The organism is Halorhodospira sp. 9622 (genome assembly GCF_022228025.1).
Lineage (GTDB): Bacteria > Pseudomonadota > Gammaproteobacteria > Nitrococcales > Halorhodospiraceae > Halorhodospira > Halorhodospira halophila_A.
Genome location: NZ_JAJNRE010000001.1, coordinates 76,686 through 93,804 on the forward strand (window position 1 = coordinate 76,686; position 17,119 = coordinate 93,804).

Annotated in this window: 15 protein-coding genes; 4 read left to right on the plus strand and 11 right to left on the minus strand. The window is 67.3% G+C overall.

Annotation, left to right across the window (positions count from 1 at the left end; all coding sequences use genetic code 11):
- Positions 1–130: 130 nt before the first annotated feature.
- From ahcY to guaB, 8 genes are all read right to left on the minus strand, one after another.
- Entirely contained in the window at positions 131–1,423 is a 1,293-nt protein-coding gene (ahcY, locus tag LRG07_RS00375) for an adenosylhomocysteinase (RefSeq protein ID WP_201242169.1), read from the minus strand.
- Between the two features lie 28 nt (positions 1,424–1,451).
- The gene (metK, locus tag LRG07_RS00380; RefSeq protein ID WP_238641549.1) at positions 1,452–2,618 is read right to left on the minus strand and encodes a methionine adenosyltransferase; all 1,167 of its coding nucleotides are present in this window, start codon (positions 2,616–2,618) and stop codon (positions 1,452–1,454) included.
- A gap of 96 nt (positions 2,619–2,714) precedes the next feature.
- Positions 2,715–3,551, minus strand: a complete 837-nt coding sequence (locus LRG07_RS00385; protein WP_201171173.1) for a sarcosine/dimethylglycine N-methyltransferase — start codon at positions 3,549–3,551, stop codon at positions 2,715–2,717.
- Positions 3,552–3,555: 4 nt separating this feature from the next.
- Complete coding sequence (locus LRG07_RS00390) at positions 3,556–4,362, minus strand: glycine/sarcosine N-methyltransferase (RefSeq protein ID WP_201171175.1); 807 nt, start codon at positions 4,360–4,362, stop codon at positions 3,556–3,558.
- Between the two features lie 349 nt (positions 4,363–4,711).
- Positions 4,712–6,487, minus strand: coding sequence for a hypothetical protein (locus LRG07_RS00395; protein ID WP_238641550.1), 1,776 nt, complete (start codon positions 6,485–6,487; stop codon positions 4,712–4,714).
- A gap of 51 nt (positions 6,488–6,538) precedes the next feature.
- Positions 6,539–6,997, minus strand: coding sequence for a tRNA adenosine(34) deaminase TadA (gene tadA, locus LRG07_RS00400; protein ID WP_304118174.1), 459 nt, complete (start codon positions 6,995–6,997; stop codon positions 6,539–6,541).
- On the minus strand, positions 6,994–8,583 hold the full coding sequence (gene guaA / locus LRG07_RS00405) for a glutamine-hydrolyzing GMP synthase (protein ID WP_201171202.1): 1,590 nt from the start codon (positions 8,581–8,583) through the stop codon (positions 6,994–6,996). The genes tadA and guaA overlap by 4 nt, the downstream gene beginning before the upstream one ends.
- Positions 8,584–8,602: 19 nt before the next feature.
- On the minus strand, positions 8,603–10,069 hold the full coding sequence (gene guaB / locus LRG07_RS00410) for an IMP dehydrogenase (RefSeq protein WP_201171214.1): 1,467 nt from the start codon (positions 10,067–10,069) through the stop codon (positions 8,603–8,605).
- 150 nt (positions 10,070–10,219) lie between these two features.
- Between guaB and xseA the strand changes: the two genes are divergently transcribed.
- From xseA to LRG07_RS00425, 3 genes are read left to right on the plus strand one after another with little or no spacing between them, the layout of a single operon-like run.
- Entirely contained in the window at positions 10,220–11,596 is a 1,377-nt protein-coding gene (xseA, locus tag LRG07_RS00415; protein WP_201242946.1) for an exodeoxyribonuclease VII large subunit, read from the plus strand.
- The gene (locus LRG07_RS00420) at positions 11,586–12,419 is read left to right on the plus strand and encodes a peptidoglycan DD-metalloendopeptidase family protein (RefSeq protein ID WP_238641551.1); all 834 of its coding nucleotides are present in this window, start codon (positions 11,586–11,588) and stop codon (positions 12,417–12,419) included. Before xseA ends, LRG07_RS00420 begins: the two co-directional genes overlap by 11 nt.
- Before the next feature lie 28 nt (positions 12,420–12,447).
- Positions 12,448–13,632, plus strand: a complete 1,185-nt coding sequence (locus LRG07_RS00425) for an acetyl-CoA C-acetyltransferase (RefSeq protein ID WP_238634428.1) — start codon at positions 12,448–12,450, stop codon at positions 13,630–13,632.
- A gap of 119 nt (positions 13,633–13,751) precedes the next feature.
- Here LRG07_RS00425 and LRG07_RS00430 read toward each other — a convergent pair whose 3' ends face one another.
- The 3 genes from LRG07_RS00430 to LRG07_RS00440 form a co-directional block, all read right to left on the minus strand.
- Positions 13,752–14,705, minus strand: a complete 954-nt coding sequence (locus LRG07_RS00430) for a glutathione S-transferase family protein (RefSeq protein WP_238632510.1) — start codon at positions 14,703–14,705, stop codon at positions 13,752–13,754.
- Between the two features lie 101 nt (positions 14,706–14,806).
- Positions 14,807–15,388, minus strand: coding sequence for a hypothetical protein (locus LRG07_RS00435; RefSeq protein ID WP_238641552.1), 582 nt, complete (start codon positions 15,386–15,388; stop codon positions 14,807–14,809).
- 108 nt (positions 15,389–15,496) lie between these two features.
- Entirely contained in the window at positions 15,497–16,081 is a 585-nt protein-coding gene (locus LRG07_RS00440) for a DUF4175 domain-containing protein (RefSeq protein ID WP_238634435.1), read from the minus strand.
- Between the two features lie 269 nt (positions 16,082–16,350).
- On the opposite strand from LRG07_RS00440, the gene LRG07_RS00445 reads away from it, so the two are divergent.
- On the plus strand, positions 16,351–17,097 hold the full coding sequence (locus LRG07_RS00445) for a glutathione peroxidase (RefSeq protein WP_201171231.1): 747 nt from the start codon (positions 16,351–16,353) through the stop codon (positions 17,095–17,097).
- Positions 17,098–17,119 lie beyond the last annotated feature (22 nt).

Below are 17,119 nucleotides of genomic sequence, written 5' to 3' on the forward strand. Positions count from 1 at the left end.
TCAACCGAGACCCCGGGGGGGGGGGGGGCGCCCCCGGGGGGGGGGGGGCCGGGGGGGGGCCCCCCCCCCCCCCGGGGGGGGGGGGGCCCCCCCCCCGGGTCTGTCGGTCAAGCCGTAGTGGCTTACCGGCTTAGTAGCGGTACCACTCCGGCTTGAACGGCCCATCCACGGAGACGCCGATGTACTCGGCCTGCTCCTCTCTGAGACGGGTCAGGTTGGCGCCGACGCGGCCCAGGTGCAGCGCCGCAACCTTCTCGTCCAGGTGCTTGGGCAGCACGTAGACGTCCTTCTCGTACTTGCCAGGGTTGTTGTAGAGCTCCATCTGAGCCATGACCTGGTTGGTGAACGAGTTGGACATCACGAAGGACGGGTGGCCGGTGGCGCAGCCCAGGTTCACCAGACGGCCCTCGGCGAGCAGGGTGATCTTCTTGCCGTCCGGGAACTCGATGTGGTCGACCTGCGGCTTGATCTCGTCCCACTTGTACTGCTTCAGGCTCGCCACGTCGATCTCGTTGTCGAAGTGGCCGATATTGCAGACGATGGCCTCGTCCTTCATCGCCTTCATGTGATCGTGGGTGATCACATTGTAGTTGCCCGTGGCGGTGACGAAGATGTCGGCCACCGGGGCGGCCTCTTCCATGGTGACGACCTTGTAGCCGTCCATGGAGGCCTGCAGGGCACAGATCGGGTCGACCTCGGTGACCCACACCTGGGCGCCCAGGCCACGCAGCGACTGCGCCGAGCCCTTGCCGACGTCGCCGAAGCCGGCCACGACAGCCACCTTGCCGGCGATCATGACGTCGGTGGCGCGCTTGATGCTGTCGACCAGCGACTCACGGCAGCCGTAGAGGTTGTCGAACTTCGACTTGGTGACCGAGTCGTTGACGTTGAACGCCGGCATGCCGAGCTCGCCCTTGCGGCTCATCTCGTAGAGACGGTGCACGCCGGTGGTGGTCTCCTCGGAGACACCGTAGATGTCCTTCATCATGTCCGGGTACTGCTCGTGGATCACGGCGGTCAGGTCACCACCGTCGTCCAGCAGCATGTTCGGCTTCCAGCCGTCCGGACCGTTGATGGTCTGCTCGATGCACCACCAGTACTCCTCCTCGGTCTCGCCCTTCCAGGCGAAGACCGGGGTGCCGTTGGCCGCAACGGCAGCGGCCGCCTGGTCCTGAGTGGAGAAGATGTTGCAGGAGGACCAGCGAACCTCGGCCCCCAGCTCCTGCAGGGTCTCGATCAGGACCGCGGTCTGGATGGTCATGTGCAGGCAGCCGGCGATGCGCGCACCCTTGAGGGGCTTCTGCGCGGCGAACTCGCGCCGGGTCTCCATCAGACCCGGCATCTCGCTCTCGGCGATCTTGATCTCCTTGCGGCCCCAGTCGGCCAGGGAGATATCGGCAACCTTGTAGTCTTGATTACTCATGCTATCGAGTTACTCCTTGCGTATTCAGTTACTTGAGGCCAGCGGCGTCCTTGAGGGCAGCAGCACGGTCGGTGCGCTCCCACGGCACGTCGATGTCCTCGCGGCCGAAGTGGCCATAAGCGGCGGTCGGGCGGTAGATCGGCTGCTCCAGACCCAGCATCTTGAGGATGCCGTACGGACGCAGGTCGAAGTTCTCGCGGACCAGCTTGTTGATCACTTCCTCGTCGACCTTGCCGGTACCGAAGGTCTCGACGTTGACGGAGGTCGGCTCGGCGACGCCGATGGCGTAGGAGAGCTGCACCTCGCAACGATCGGCCAGGCCGGCGGCGACGACGTTCTTCGCCACATAGCGGCCGACGTAGGCGGCCGAACGGTCGACCTTGGACGGGTCCTTGCCCGAGAAGGCGCCACCACCGTGGCGACCCATGCCGCCGTAGGTGTCGACGATGATCTTCCGGCCGGTCAGGCCGCAGTCACCCAGCGGGCCGCCCGTAACAAAGCGCCCGGTCGGGTTGATGTGGTATTTGGTATCGTTGGTCAGCCAGCCGGTGCTGCCGAGCACGGGCTTGATGATCTCCTCCATCACGCCCTCGTGGACGGTCTTCTGGTCCACGGTCTCGTCGTGCTGGGTGGAGAGCACCACCGCATCGCAGCCAACGATCTTGTCGCCTTCGTACTGGAAGGTGACCTGACTCTTGGCGTCCGGGCGCAGCCACGGCAGCTTGCCGTTCTTGCGCACCTCGGCCTGGCGCTTGACCAGCAGATGGGAGTAGTGAATGGCCGCCGGCATGAGCACGTCGGTCTCATTGGTGGCGTAGCCAAACATCAGGCCCTGGTCGCCAGCGCCCTGCTCCTCTTCCTTCTCGCGATCGACGCCCTGGTTGATGTCGGGCGACTGCTCGCCCAGCGCGTTCAGGACCGCGCAGGTGTCGGCGTCGAAGCCCATGTCCGAGCTGGTGTAGCCGATCTCCCGGACCACGTCGCGGACCAGCGGCTCGACGTTGATCTTGGCCGTGGTCTTGATCTCGCCGGCAACGACGACCATGCCGGTCTGGATCATGGTCTCGGCGGCGACGCGGGACTTCGGGTCCTGGCGCATGAACTCGTCCAGCAGGGCATCGGAGATGGCATCGGCCATCTTGTCCGGATGGCCCTCGGACACCGACTCAGACGTAAAGAGGTAGCGCTTGCTCATGGTTACTCCTTCTCGCTAAGGATTCTCAGGTTATACAAACCCGGCGGCGCGGCCGCAGCCGCGCGCGGCCCGGGAGAAATGGATAAGTGCGCGGGATCAGTCCTTCCGGAAGTGGAAGATGCCCCAGGTCAGGTAGCCGTTGTTGCCACCCTCGACCCAGTGCTGCAGACCCTTCTTCATGCGGGCGACGTAATCGTCGGAGACGATGCCGTCGAGCTCGTGCCCGCGCCGCTCCAGTTCCTTGTGGACACGGCCGTAGTGGCGCGGAAGCTGGGGCGTGTTGTCCTCGAACTCCAGCTCCGTCATGCCGTTCTTCTTCAGCTCGTCGCGGTAGAAGCTCGGCGTGCCCATGGTGGAGAGGTGGATCCGGTCCAGGATCGGCTGAATGACGCCCTCGGGGCAGTCGTCGGCCTGCATCGGGTCGGTGAAGATGAACTCGCCGCCCTTCTTGAGCACACGGGTCACCTCGCTCATCACCCGGGGGCGATCACCACTGTGCAGGAACGAGTCCTGGCACCAGACGATGTCGAAGGTCTCGGCGTCGAACGGGATGTCCTCAAAGGCACCATCGACCACCTCGATCAGGTGATCGACGCCCTGCTCCTTGTTCATCTGCCGGTCGCGCTCGTTCTCGCGCTCGGAGAGGTTCAGGGCGACCACACGGCAGCCGTAGGTATGCGCCAGGTAGCGCGCCACGCCGCCATAACCGGCGCCCACGTCCAGCACGTAGCTGTCGGCGCTCAGGTTGCTCAGCTTCGAGGCCATGCGCTCGACGGTCCGACGACTGGCGTCGAAGATCGGCTCGTCCTCGTCATGATAGATGCCGACGTGCAGATCCTCACCACCCCAGATGTGGAAGTAGAAGTTGTCCGCATCGCGACTGTTGTAATATTGGCGGGCCACCTCGATGGCCTCGTCATCATACTGACTCATCAGGTTATTCCTCCTCCCGATAGGCCTTCTCGGCGACATGGATGAAGAAGTCCGGATCGGCGTCCCGATAGGTCTCCTTGAAGTCGCCGTAGGTCTCGATTTTCTGGAAGCCGACCTCCCGCATCAGCCGCCGCGTGTACTCCTTGCGCAGCGGGAACATGTTCAGGAAATAGGTCGACCCATCGGAGAACGCGTACTTGAACCGCGCCAGCCCGTCGTCCACGTGCTCGGGATAGACCGAGACGTCGTCTCCGCAGTAGTAGTAGGTGTGGCTGGAGTCGTAGCCGTGATCCAGGATGCCGTCGTAGTTGCGCTGGTCCAGGATCAGGACACCGTCGTGGTTGAGGGCGGAGTAGAACTCGGCGAGGGTCTTGCGGCGGTCGCGTTCGTTGAATAGGTGGGTAAAGGAGTTGCCGAGGCAGATGATGGCGTCGTAGCGACCGTGGATGTCTTGGTTCAGCCACCGCCAGTCGACCTGGACGGTGCGCAGAATATGGCCACGTTTTCGCCCATTCTCGAAGGCCTTGGCCAGCATCTCCGCGCTACCATCGGCACTCACGACCTCGAAACCGGCCTCGCGCAGACGAACCGAGTGAAAACCCGTGCCGGTTGCGACGTCGAGTACCCGCTTGGCACCCCGTTTCTTGAGCTCTTGGATGAAGAAGTCACCCTCGCTCTGGGCCCGACTGTCCCAGTCGATCAGGTCGTCCCACTTGTCCACGAACCCGTCGACGTACTCCTCCGTGTAGTGGTCGGTGTCCCGCACCTGGGTCGGGTCCGCCCCGAAGTCCTGCTCAGTCTGAACACTCATAGGTCACCTCTGTCTGGCGATCTTCCCTATCGGCGCACGCGCGCCATGGATACAGTGCCCCGCTTCGGATCGGAGACTTCCACGTCACCGCCAACGCTTGGGCAGGTTGCGAATTGTTCGCCTCTCTACTGCTTCCGATGGTTCTTGTGCGGCATGCGCCCGCGCACCGTGCGGGGCGTGTCTCGGACAGGGGCCTAGGCCCATTTGACGATGCCGAGCCAGCCGCGGGCCGTCGAGCGACTCCGGGTCTCGGCACCTTCCTTTACATGCCTATACGACCGCGTCGGCCGTTAGCGTGGGCATACTGTGCGCGAGATCGGCGGCGAATTCAAGCCCCGGCCCCGCAGGGTCACCGGACCGGACGCAGGCGCTGCTCGGCCGACGCGGATTCCGGAAAGTACTGACGTGACGGGACACAGGCGAGCACGTCGAGTTCGCGCTGGAAGGCCCACCCCTCCCCGGGGTCGACACCCCCCCAAGCATCCAAACCGCCCGGCACAGAGGAGCTTGCCCACCCATCCGCGGCGTATTGCCACCCCCGGCCGACCCGCGCCTCGTCCAGTTCCCTGCGCAACCGCCAGCGATCCCGGCCGAACGGATCCAATGCACCGGAGAAGATCAGCGGCTCAATCTGCTGCGCCGGCGCCGTACCCCCGAAACCGCGGATGATGAGGTCCATCACGCTGCGGTACTCGCCGCCCCGGCGGCGAAGCACCAGACGCTCGGCGGTCTGCCGATCGATCTGCGCAACGGCCCCAAGGCCGAAGAGGACCGTATCCCGGTCCAGGGGGCGAAACCCCCAGTCGCTGCGGTTAATATCCGGCGGTAGTACGATCACCCCGTCACTAAGCGCCTCCCGGCACAGATCGACGAGTGCCTCGCGATGGGGGCAAGCCACCCCTTCCGGCCCTCCACCGGCGCCGTAGCGGACGCCGTTGCGGGGGGTAATCCGCTGCAGCGCCCGGTTCAGACGCGCCGCCTGGAACACCGCAGGATAGCGCGCCCGGTAGTAGGCCTGGCGGTAGGCCTCGGTGATCTCGATCAGCGCCGCCGCACGATCGACCACCTGGGCCAGTGCCTGACGGAGCGTGCGCAGCAGGTAGAGCCCCCGGGCGTGAGGCAGCTGACATTGGGTGGCTATGCGCTCGCCCAGCTGGCGCGACAACTCACCCTCATGAGCGTCGGCCCCCTCCTCGCTCAGCCGCTGTGCAAGCGTCACGGCCTCGGCCAGCTCGCAACCGAGCAACCGCGCCAGCGCCACGATGACTTGCTCGCGATAGAGCCAGACGTTGGCCGTCGGGTTGAGGATGTCCTCCAGCTCCGGGTGGGGCAGCGGCGGGCGGGTGGCGCCGGTGCGCGCCGCCCGGTAACGCTCCGTCAGGCCCTGCGGCGCCCCGTCCCGAGCGACTACCACGACCTGCGTCACCTCCTCCAGACTGCGCGGCGCCGCCTCGCGCAGGCGCGCCTGCAGCTCCGCCCCCTCCAGCAAGGGGATGCCGGCGGTCTCGCCCCGAGCGATCAGACGCAGCGTGTCCGGGTCATCCCACGGGTAGGCCCAGCGCAAAGGATCGCAGTCACGCCCGCCGTTGAGCGTCCGAGCTAGGCGGGCCATCTCGCGCGTCAGCGCCACTGTCGGCTCATGACCGACCACGACCTCGATCCCCTGCTCGGGCGCGTCGGCCGGCGCCGGGCCACCGCGGCGCAGTGCCGAGGTCAGCTCGGCCTGCTCGGCACGGCTGGCCACGCGCAAGTGCAGGCGCCGCGCCTCCAGCTCGCGCCCGAAACCGAGGAACGGCAGCCCGTGATCGATGGGGTCGATCCCGTTGAGACCGAGCAGGTTGAGCAGCAGGGAGCCGCTCTGCGGGCCGTAGCCCGCGCCGAAGGTGACGCCGCGGGCCGCCAGGTCTTGAACCACCCAGGAAAGCTCCAGGAGTACGCCAGGCTCCAATCCGAGGCGCGCGAAAGCCGCCATCTCCTGCTCAACCCGGCGGTGATAGCGAACCCGCCGCTCGCCCAGCGCCCGGCGCACGCAGCCGCTATCGGCAGCGTCCCACAGCCGGTCCCAGGCAGCGCGCTCCAGCGCGCCGCCCCGGAACGGGACAATGGTGGTGGCGTCGTCGTGCATACCCTGACTATAGCCGCGCCGGTGCCAGAGCGTCGACGCGGCCCGGGACAGCTAGCGCCGGGCGCGGAAGAACTCGCGCAGCAGCTCGGCGGCCACAGTGCCGGAGACCCCGGCCGTCACTTCAACGCGATGGTTGTGCCCCGGCAGGCCGAGCAGATCGAACTGACCGCCGCAGGCGCCGGTCTTCGGATCGGAGGCGCCGTAGACCAGCCGACCGATCCGGGCATGGATCATGGCCCCGGCGCACATGAAACAAGGCTCAAGGGTGACGTAGAGGGTGGCCCCAGGCAGACGGTAGGCCCCGGCGGCCTGGCCGGCGGCACGCAGGGCGTTGAGCTCGGCGTGGGCGGTCGGGTCCCGGCTGGCGATGGGGTGGTTCCAGCCCTCGCCGAGGAGCGCCCCGTCGCGGACCACCACCGCCCCCACCGGCACCTCGCCCTGCCCGGCGGCGCGCCGGGCCAACTCCAGCGCCCGCGCCATCCACTGCGCGTCGTCCGATGCCCCGTTCACTCCCACTCGATGGTGGCCGGGGGTTTGCCGGATATGTCGTAGACCACGCGCGAGATCCCGTCAATCTCGTTGATGATCCGCCGCGAGACGTGGTCGAGGAACTCGTAGGGGAGCTGCGCCCAGCGGGCGGTCATGAAATCCACCGTCTCAACGGCGCGCAGGGCGACGACGTACTCGTAGCGGCGGCCGTCCCCGGTCACGCCCACCGATCGCACCGGCAGGAAGACGGCGAAGGCCTGGCTGGTGCGCTCGTACCAGTCCCATCGGCGCAGCTCCTCGATGAAGATCGCATCCGCCCGCCGCAGCAAATCGGCATAGCGCTTGTGGACTTCGCCCAGGATCCGTACCCCCAATCCCGGCCCCGGGAAGGGGTGACGGTAGAGCATATCCGCCGGCAGCCCCAGTTCCAGCCCGACGCGCCGCACCTCGTCCTTGAACAGCTCGCGCAGCGGTTCGACGAGCCTGAGCTTCATCGTCTCGGGCAGCCCACCCACATTGTGGTGCGACTTGATGACGTGGGACTTGCCGCCGGCGTTGCCCGCCGACTCCACCACATCGGGGTAGATCGTGCCCTGGGCCAGGAACTCCACGTCCTCGAGCTTGCCGGCCTCCTCGTCGAAGATCTCGACAAACAGGTTGCCGATGATCCGACGCTTCTCCTCGGGGTCCTCGACCCCGGCCAGCGCGGCCAGGAAGCGATCCTCGGCATCGACATGGATGACCCGCACCCCCATGTGGCGGGCGAAGGTGGCCATAACCTGCTCGGCCTCGCCCAGGCGCAGCAGGCCATTGTCGACGAACACGCAGGTCAGCTGCTCACCGATGGCCCGGTGCAGCAGCGCGGCCGTCACCGAGGAATCGACACCGCCGGAGAGCCCGAGGACCACGTGGCGATCACCAACCTGCTCGCGCACCCGCGCGATGCTATCCTCGACGATGTTCCCCGGTGTCCAGTCGCCGGGGCAGCCACAGATCTCGCGCACGAACCGCTCGAGGATGCGGCCGCCCTGGGCGGTGTGGGTGACCTCGGGATGGAACTGCAGGCCGTACCAGCCGCGGGCGTCGTCGCCGATGCCGGCCACCGGCGCCGCCTCGGTCTCGGCAATCACTTGGAAGCCTTCCGGCGGCACCTCGACCCGATCGCCGTGACTCATCCAGACGTCGAGCAGACCGAAGCCGTCCGCGCTGGCGTGGTCCTCGATATCGCGCAGCAGCCGCGAATGCCCCCGCGCCCGGACCTGGGCGTACCCAAACTCCTTGTGATCCGACGGCGCCACGCGCCCGCCGAGCTGGGCGGTCATCGCCTGCATGCCGTAGCAGATCCCGAGCAGCGGCACTCCGAGTTCGAACACGGCCGCGGGGATGCGCGGGGTCTCAGCGTCGGTGACCGTCTCCGGGCCGCCGGAGAGGATCACCCCGGACGGTGCAAAGTCGCGCACGGCCCGGTCATCGGCATCGCAGGCGCGGATCTCGCAGTACACTCCGCACTCCCGTACGCGACGAGCGATGAGCTGGGTGTACTGCGAACCGAAATCGACAATAAGGATGCGGTGGGCGTGGATATCCGCCCCGGACTGCTCGCTCACAGGCAACGGCTCCGATTGATTACTCGACGCGGTAGTTTGGCGCTTCCTTGGTGATGGTCACGTCGTGGACGTGGCTCTCACGCATGCCGGCGCCGGTGATGCGGGCGAACTGCGGCCGTGTACGCATCTCCTCCATGGTGGCGCAGCCGACGTAACCCATGCTGGCCCGGATCCCGCCGATGAGCTGGTTGACGATGGTGACCATGCTCCCCTTGTAGGGCACCCGGCCCTCGATCCCCTCGGGGACAAGCTTGTCCACCGACTGCGACCCCTCCTGGAAGTAGCGATCAGCACTCCCCTGGCTACCGGACATGGCCCCGAGAGACCCCATCCCGCGGTAGGCCTTGTAGGAACGCCCCTGGTAGAGCTCCACTTCGCCCGGCGCCTCTTCGGTACCGGCCAGCAGGCTGCCGATCATGACCGTGTGCGCCCCGCTGGCCAGCGCCTTGGCGGCATCCCCGGAGAAGCGGACGCCGCCATCGGCGATCAGCGGTACGTCGGTCCCGGCCAGCGCCTGGGAGACGTTGGAAATCGCCGTCACCTGGGGCACCCCGACCCCGGCCACAACGCGGGTGGTGCAGATCGAACCCGGGCCGATGCCCACCTTAACGGCGTCGGCACCGGCCTCGGCCAGCGCCCTCGCCGCATCGCCGGTGGCGATGTTCCCGGCCACCACCTCGACATCGGGGTAGTGCCGTTTGACCCAGCGGACCCGGTCCATGACCCCGCGGGAGTGACCGTGGGCGGTATCCACCACGAGGACATCCACCCCCGCAGCGGCCAACGCCTCGGCGCGCTCTTCGGTGCCCTCACCGACCCCGACAGCGGCGCCGGCCCGCAGACGGCCGTGCTCGTCCTTGCAGGCATTGGGGAAGTCCTGGCTTTTCTGGATGTCCTTGACGGTGATCATGCCGCGCAGGCGGAAGGCGTCATCGACCACCAGGATCTTCTCGATGCGGTGCTGATGCAGCTTGCTCAGCACCTCGTCGCGCTCAGCCCCCTCGCGCACCGTGACCAACCGCTCCTTCGGCGTCATGGCCACGGAGACCGGCTCGCTGACCCGGCTCTCGAAGCGCAGGTCACGCCCGGTCACGATGCCGACGAGCTCCTCACCGTCGACCACCGGGACCCCCGAAATGCCGTGCTGGCGCGTGAGCTTGAGCACCTCGCCAATGGTCATGAAGGGCGAGACGGTGATCGGCTCCTTGATGATCCCGCTCTCGAACTTCTTGACCCGGCGCACCTCGGCGGCCTGTTGCTCGACGGTCATGTTCTTGTGGATGATGCCCAGCCCGCCTTGCTCGGCCAGGGCAATGGCCAGTCGCGCCTCGGTGACGGTATCCATGGCTGCGGACACCAGCGGGACGTTAACCTGAATTCGGCGCGTCAGCGGAGTGCTCAGATCCACATCCCGAGGGAGCACGTGCGATTCAGCGGGAAGGAGAAGAACGTCATCGAAAGTCAGGGCTTCCTGGGCGATTCGCATGGTGTCGGGACCTCGGGCGGAGACGCTGTCTGAAGATGGAAAAGAGCAGTGTATTTTACGGTGCAGCAGCACCCCCACTCAACAAACTTCCCATGGGCGATAGCGGCGTGTAGGTTGTAATCAGCCAACGGGAGCGAGCCGCCGCCGAGTATGGAGCGCCGCAGCGACGATATCGCCGTCTACAGCCCCTCGCAGCTCAACCAGGAGGTGCGGGGCATGCTCGAGACGGTCCTGCCGTCCATCTGGGTCGAGGGCGAAATCTCGAACCTGGCCCGGCCCTCATCCGGGCACCTGTATTTCACGCTTAAGGATGCCAGTGCCCAGGTCCGCTGTGCGCTGTTCCGCGGCCGCGCCTCGGCGCTTCGGCACCGGCCCGCCGACGGCGACCAGATCCGCGTCCGCGCCAAGGCCAGCCTCTATCCCGCCCGCGGCGAGTTTCAGCTGGTCATCGAGCACCTCGAGCCGGCCGGCGAGGGGGCCCTGCAGCGCGCCTTCGAAGCGCTCAAGCAGCGCCTGGGCGCCGAGGGATTGTTCGACGCGGCAAGCAAGCGCCCCCTGCCCCGCCTGCCGCGCCGGCTCGGGGTCATCACCTCGCCGACCGGCGCCGCCATCCGCGATGTGCTGCAGGTGCTGCAGCGGCGCTTCCCGGCGCTGCCGGTGCTGGTCTACCCGGTACCGGTCCAGGGCGATGCTGCCGCACCGGCCATCGTCCGGGCCCTGGAGCTCGCCGGCCGCCGGTGCGAGGTCGATACCCTGCTGCTGACCCGGGGCGGCGGCTCGCTGGAAGATCTCTGGCCCTTCAATGAAGAGTCGGTGGCCCGGGCGATCCGCGCCTGTCCGATCCCGGTCGTCAGTGCGGTGGGCCACGAGGTGGATGTCACCATCGCCGACCTGGCGGCGGACCTGCGCGCGCCGACCCCCTCGGCCGCCGCCGAGACCCTGTCACCGGACCGGCACGCCTGGCAGGAGCGACTCGAGCGCATCGGCCACCGCCTGGAGACCGCCGCGCGAAGGCGGCTCGGCCGCGACGCCGAACAGCTGGCGGCGCTCCAGCGCCGGCTGGCAGCACAGCACCCGGGACGGCGGCTGCGCGACCGGGCGCAACGCCTCGACGAGCTGGAGAGTCGGCTACACCGCCTGGGCCGACAGGCCCTCGAGATGCGGGGTGCACGGCTTGAAACCGCCAGGCAGCGGCTTCAGGTCCAGGATCCACGCCGGCGCACGGCCCACGAGCGCCGGCGGATCGAAGAGCTGGCGCAGCGGCTGCGTCAGTCCGTGCGTGGCCGGCTGGAGGCCTCGCAGCAGCGCCTCGGCACCGCCTCCCGTGCCCTGCACGCGGTCAGCCCTCTTGCCACGCTGGAGCGCGGCTACGCGGTGGTGCAGCGGGTGCAGGACGGCGCCATCCTGCGCCAGGCCGAAGCCGTGGAGGTGGGCGAGCGTATCCGTGCCCGCCTGGCGCACGGGGCGCTAGACTGTCGGGTCGAAGCCAGACGCACCACGGAGGACCCGTTGCCCGATGCCGACTGAATCCTTGCTCCCCCGCGTCGGAAAAGCAGTCACGGCACTCGCCGCCGCGGTCGGGCTGCTGCTGGCCTCTGCGCTGCAGGCCGCCCCATTGCCCGACTGGCCCGTCCCCGGCGGCGTGGCACGGGTTGATCTGGAGACCGATAGGCGGCCGGGCGAGGTACGCTATGACGACGAGCCGGTGATGGTGCGCTCCACGCCGGAAGGCTGGCAGGCGGTGGTGGGGATCGGCCTGGACGCCGACCCCGGAACCCACACCCTCAAGGTGGATGGGACCCCGCACACCTTCGAAGTCGAGCCCATCGACTACGAGGAGCAGCACCTGACCATCGACGACGAAGACATGGTCACACCCCCCGAGGAGACGCTGGAGCGCATCTGGGCCGAACAGCGCGAGATCCGAGCCGCCTTTCGCAGCCGCGAGGTCGACACCCAGCCGCGGCTGCACCTGCACACCCCGGTCGCAGAGCACCGGGTTTCGGCCACGTTCGGGCTGCGGCGTTTTCTCAACGGCCAACCCCGCAATCCGCACAATGGCCTCGACATGGCCGCCCCCACCGGCACGCCCATCGAGGCGGCCGAGGCCGGCCGCGTGGTGCAGACCGGAGACTACTACTTCAACGGCAAGACCGTGTTCATCGACCACGGCGCCGGCCTGGTCACCATGTACTGCCACCTGGACGAGATGGACGTCGAAAAGGGCCAGTGGGTAGAGCGTGGCGAGGCAATCGGAACCGTCGGGGAGACCGGACGGGTGACCGGGCCTCATCTGCACCTGAGCGTCATCCTCAACGGCAACACCGTTGACCCCAACCTATTCCTTTAGGACCAACGCGATCGAGAAAGGAGGCATCATGTCCCAGCGTCGAGTCGTCATCTGCTCGCCCACTCGCACACCCATCGGGACGTTCGGCGGGGCCCTCAAGACCGTCCCCGCACCGGATCTCGGTGCCACTGCCATCCGCGGGACACTGGAACGCTCCGGCCTCGACCCGGCGGCCGTGGATACCGTGGTCATGGGCAACGTGATCCAGGCCGGCTGCAAGATGAACCCGGCCCGCCAGGCCTCGATCAATGGCGGTGTCCCCGCCGAGACGCCGGCGCTGACGGTCAACCGCGTCTGCGGCTCCGGCGCCCAGGCCATCGCCAACGCCTTCCAGGAGGTGGCACTTGGCTTCGCCGAAACCGCTGTCGCTGGCGGCATGGAGAACATGGACCGCGCCCCCTACCTGCTGATGCAGGGCCGCTACGGCTACCGCCTCGGCCACCAGCAGATCCTCGACGCCGTGCTCAGCGACGGCCTGAACGACGCCTTCTCCGACCAGCACTCGGGCTGGCATACCGAGGATCTGGCCGAGCAGTATCAGATCACCCGGCAGGAACAGGACGAATGGGCCCTGCGCTCGCAGCAACGCTTCAGCACCGCCCAGTCCGCCGGCCACTTCGAGGCGGAGATCACCCCGGTGGACGTGCCCGGCCGCAAGGGGCCCACGCGCTTCGAGACCGATGAGCACAACCGCGGCGACACCACCCTCGAGGGCCTGCAGAAGCTGCGCCCGGCCTTCCGCAAGGAGGGCACCATCACCGCCGGCAACGCCCCTGGCGTCAACACCGGGGCCGCAGCCATGGTGGTCGCCGAGGAGGATGCCGCCCGTCAGCACGGACTCACGCCGGCAGCGCGGCTGGTGGCCTACGGCGTCGGCGGGGTCGAGCCGGGGATGTTCGGGATCGGCCCGGTACCGGCGGTCAGGCAGTGCCTGCAGCGCGCCGGCTGGTCCACCGATGAGGTGGGGCGCTGGGAGATCAACGAGGCCTTCGCGGCCATCGCCATCGCCGTCACCCGGGACCTAGGTCTCGATCCGGAGCGGGTTAACGTCGAGGGCGGCGCGGTGGCACACGGCCACCCGATCGGTGCCACCGGCGCGGTGCTCACCACCCGACTGATCCACGCCATGCAGCGCGACGGTGTGGACAAGGGCGTGGTCACCATGTGTATCGGCGGCGGCCAAGGGGTGGCCCTGGCCATCGAGCGGATGTAAGGCCCCCCCGGACGCCGATCCCCGTCGGCCGATGGCCGTCGGGGACGGAAACGCAGCAAGCCCCGCGGTGCGCGAGCACCCGGGGCTTTTTTGCATCCTCCGGCCGGACTACGGCTCGGCTACACCGCCTCTCGGCCGTGGGGGGCGTCCAGATCCAACCGCGGCATGCGCGCCACCAGGCCGGTGGGATTGAGAAAGGCGTGGCTCCGGTAGTAATGGTGGCGGATGTGGTCGAAATCCGTGGTCTCGCCGAACGCCGGCATCTGGTAGAGCTCACGCAGGTAGCCCATCAGGTTCGGGTATTCACGGATCTGGCGCTGCGAGCACTTGAAGTGCACGGCATAGACGGCGTCGAAACGGATCAGCGTCGTGTACAGACAGATATCCGCCTCGGTGAGCCGGTCCCCGCAAAGATAGCGCTGCCGGCCCAGCACCTCCTCCCAGTGGTCCAGGGCCGCGTAAAGGGCATCGGCGGCTTCTTCGTAGGCCTGCTGGCTACCGGCGAAGCCGCAGCGGTAGACGCCATTGTTGATGGGCTGGTAGATGGCGTCGATGGCCGCATCCACGGCCTCGATGCGATCCGCCGGGGCCAGATCCACGTCGTTACCGGCCAACGCCTCGAAGCGGTGATCGAACATGCGAAGCAGGTCCCGGGACTCGTTGTTGACCAGCGTGCCCTCCCGGCAGTCCCACAGTGCCGGCACGGTCACCCGGCCATTGGCGCGAGGCTCGGCGGCGGTGTAGACCTGATGGAGGTAGTCCGCCCGGTGGATCGGGTCGCCGGTGGCACCAGGGAAGTCGTCGCGCAGCTCCCAGCCATTCTCCAGCATCAGCGGGTGCACCACCGAGACCGAGATCACCGGCTCGAGACCCTTCAGCCGACGGGCGACAAGCACCCGATGCGCCCAGGGGCAAGCCAGGGAGACATACAGATGGTAGCGGCCCGCCTCCGGCGCGAAACGCCCGCCTGGCTCGATCCACTCCCGAAACCGACTCACGTCGCGCTGAAAGCGGCCGGTCTCGTCCCGCTTGTACGACTCCTGCGTCCATTGCCCATCCACCAGCAACCCCATCTTCCCTCCGGGGCGGCCTCGGCACCGCCTTGGCTGCTAAAAAAAAGGCGGGATGACCACGCTGGTCACCCCGCCCACTCATCCCGGGAGCGTTGCTCCCCTTACTCCAGGCCTTCCGGGACCTGCTGCTGCATACCTTCCTGAACGCGCCGCTGGAGCTCCTCGAGTTCTGACATGAGTTCGGCCGTCTCGGGGTAGTCTTCCTCCATGGCCGCGAGCAGATCCTCTTGGAACTCGCGCATGTCGCGCTCCATGCTTTCGCGGAAATCGTCGTCGCGCATGGCTTCCTGCTGCTCCTGCTGGAGCTGCATCTGCGCTTCGTGGAACTCCTCGGCCAGCTCCTGCTGCTCCTCCTGGGAGACGTCCCCGGCCTCGAAGCGCTCGTAGATCTCCTGCATGCGCGCATAGTGGCGCTCGGGATCGTAGCCAAGATCCTCCATTTTGGCCGTGGCGCGCTCCTCCAGGTGACGCTGCTTCTCCTGGAGTTCGTCGCTGGCCTCGAAGGTCTCCTGCTGGATCTGCCCCAGCTGCCGCTGCAGCTCCTGGAGCCGCTGCTGCGCCTCCATCAATTCCGCGTCCTGGGCCCCGGGGGCCTGTTGCTCGCCCCCCTGAGCCAGCGAGGCCTGCAGCGGGGCTGCGGCAAAGAGCAACGCCAGGAGCGCCGCCGTCGTCGTGCGAATCATTGGTGAACTCCCTTAGCTATTCCCACCACGGAAGCGGCCCGGTCGCCCCCGCGCTTCTCCATGGTAGCACTCGACGACGACGGCGCACCTGTTTCCCCGAGATGCCGTTTACTGAGGCATCTCGCCCTCAGGCATCGGCTGCTCACCGCCCATGCCCTGCTGCATCTCGGCCTGCAGCTCCTCCATCTCCTGCATCAGGGCCTCGGCCTCGGGGTTCTCGTCATACATGGTGTCGATCAGGTCCTGCTCCAGCTGCTGGCGATCCTCCTGCCACGGCTGGACGAAGTCCTCATCCTGCATGGCCTCCTGCTGGGCCTGCTGCAGCTCCATGTGGATCTCCTGATCCTCCTGCATGCGCTGCTGGACCTCTTCCTGGGACATCTCGCCGGAGTGCATGGCCTCCATGGTCTCCTCCAAGCGCTCGATGTCCTGGCGGACGTTGTCGTAGCCCATGTCCTCCATCTGATCCAGCAGCCGGTCGTCCAGCTCCTCGGCGCGCTCTTCCAGCTCCGGGTTGGACTCGAGGGTGTCCTGCTGCATCTGACCCAGCTGCTGCTGGATCTCCTGCATGCGCTGCTGGCCCTCGGACATCTGCGGCTGCATGCCCTGGCCGCCCTCCGGAGCCATCTGAGCGTAGGCCCCCGAGGTGGCGAGCATCAGCACGAGCGCGGAAGCGGCAGTCTTGCGGAACATATACAACTCCTCATCAAACGGGTTCGGTGCGTTGAAACCGTCGCAACGGCCTTACCCCGGCTGACAGCATCCCGGGGTGGATGGTTCCGGGATAGCGGCACCGAATCCCTCTCCGGCGGACACCGTCGCAAACCGTGCAGCCCCCCATACGGCGCGTATCAGGACTTGAGGCATCTTGTATCAGTTTTTCTTATTGCAACGCCCGGACCGCTGCCGACAGAATATGGATAGTTTTGATCTGTTCTTATTCCAGAACCAAGGAGGCAACGATGTCGCACCCGATGGAAGGACAGCCTGTCCCGCGTGTCACCTTCCGGACCCGCGTAAACGGCGAGTGGCAGGACGTCAAGACCGACGAGCTGTTCAAGGGCAAAACGGTGGTGGTGTTCGCCCTGCCGGGGGCTTTCACTCCGACCTGCTCCTCCACCCACCTGCCGCGCTACAACGAGCTGGCGCCGGTGCTCTGGGACAACGGCGTAGATGACATCGTCTGCCTTTCGGTCAACGACGCGTTCGTGATGGAGGAGTGGCGGCGGGATCAGCACGCCGAGAACGTCACCTTCATCCCCGACGGCAACGGGGAGTTCACCGAAGGCATGGGCATGCTGGTGGACAAGAACGACCTGGGCTTCGGCAAGCGCTCCTGGCGCTACGCGATGCTGGTCCGCGACGGCGTCATCGAGAAGATGTTCGTCGAGCCGGAGAAGCCCGGCGACCCGTTCGAAGTCTCCGACGCCGACACCATGCTGCGCCACATCAACCCGGATGCACCACACCCGTCTTTTGTGACCCTGTTCAGCAAGCCGGGGTGTCCGCACTGTTCCCGCGCCAAGGCGCTGCTCGAGGAGCACGGCTACGACTACGAGGAGATCTGCCTCGGCGAGGGCATCACCACCCGCTCGGTACGGGCAGCCACCGGCTCGGGCACGGTGCCGCAGGTCTTGATCGACGGGCGTCTGGTCGGCGGTGCCGACGACCTGGAGGCGCGACTGGGCCGGGCCCGCTCGGCGGCCTGATCCGGCTGCGGCCGTGTCAAAA